This window comes from Aeromicrobium sp. PFPM2_SD2, assembly GCF_057364525.1.
On record NZ_JBNFNZ010000673.1, the window covers coordinates 1 to 887 of the forward strand.

Annotated in this window: 1 protein-coding gene and 1 pseudogene; one reads left to right on the plus strand and one right to left on the minus strand. The window is 76.9% G+C overall.

The window, feature by feature from the left end; all coding sequences use genetic code 11:
- Nucleotides 1-732 (minus strand): annotated as a pseudogene (rsmI, locus tag AC2W7G_RS17350) (16S rRNA (cytidine(1402)-2'-O)-methyltransferase); the annotation flags it as partial.
- Between rsmI and AC2W7G_RS17355 the strand changes: the two are divergent.
- Nucleotides 707-887, plus strand: a 181-nt coding sequence (locus AC2W7G_RS17355; protein ID WP_485869535.1) for a hypothetical protein, incomplete at its 3' end; no start/stop codon positions are given. The pseudogene rsmI and the gene AC2W7G_RS17355 sit on opposite strands and share 26 nt — an antisense overlap.

The following is an 887-nucleotide window of genomic DNA, read 5'->3' on the forward strand; positions in this document are numbered from 1 at the left end:
CGCGCTGGCTCGGCCAGGCGCCGGAGACGACGAGCGTGACCTCGCCGCGCACGCCGTGCTCGAGCCCGGCGCACCAACGGCGGCCAGCTCGGCGACGCCGCGCGCCGGACCTCCTCGTACGTCTTGGTCAGCTCGCGGCACACGGCCGCCGGGCGGTCGGCGCCCCAGGCCGTGGCCATGTCGCGCAGGGTCGCCTCGGTGCGGTGCGGCGACTCGAAGAACACCATGGTGCGCGGCTCGGCGGACAGCTCGGCCAGGCGGCGTCCGCGCTCACCGGCCTTGCGCGGCAGGAAGCCCTCGAAGCAGAACCGGTCGACCGGGAGCCCGGAGACGGCCAGCGCGGTCAGCACGGCGGAGGGGCCGGGCACCGCGGTCACCGGGACGTCCGCCTCGACGGCGGCGGCGACGAGCCGGTAGCCGGGGTCCGAGACGCTCGGCATGCCCGCGTCGGTGACCACGACGACGGTCGCGCCGGCCCGCAGCTCGTCGAGCAGCTGCAGGTGCGCGCTCCTCGTTGCCCTCGAAGTAGGACACGACGCGTCCGCTCGGCTCGACGCCGAGCTCGCCCAGCAGGCGGCGCAGGCGGCGGGTGTCCTCGGCGGCGACGACGTCCGCGGACGCCAGCACCTCGCCCAGCCGGCTCGAGGCGTCCGCGACCTGTCCGATGGGGGTTCCGGCGAGGATCAGCACGCCGCCATCCTCGCAGGTGCGCCGTTCCCGGGACGTCGGCAGCGTCCCGCTGCCACGATGCCCCGGTGGACGCACCCCCGACCCTGCCCCGGGCGACCGGACCGCCCTGCTCGTCTGCCTGCTGACCGGGGCGGCGCTCATGGACCGGCGTCGGCTGCTCGCCGGCGTCGGTGTCGCTGAGCGGCGTGGAGCCGCCG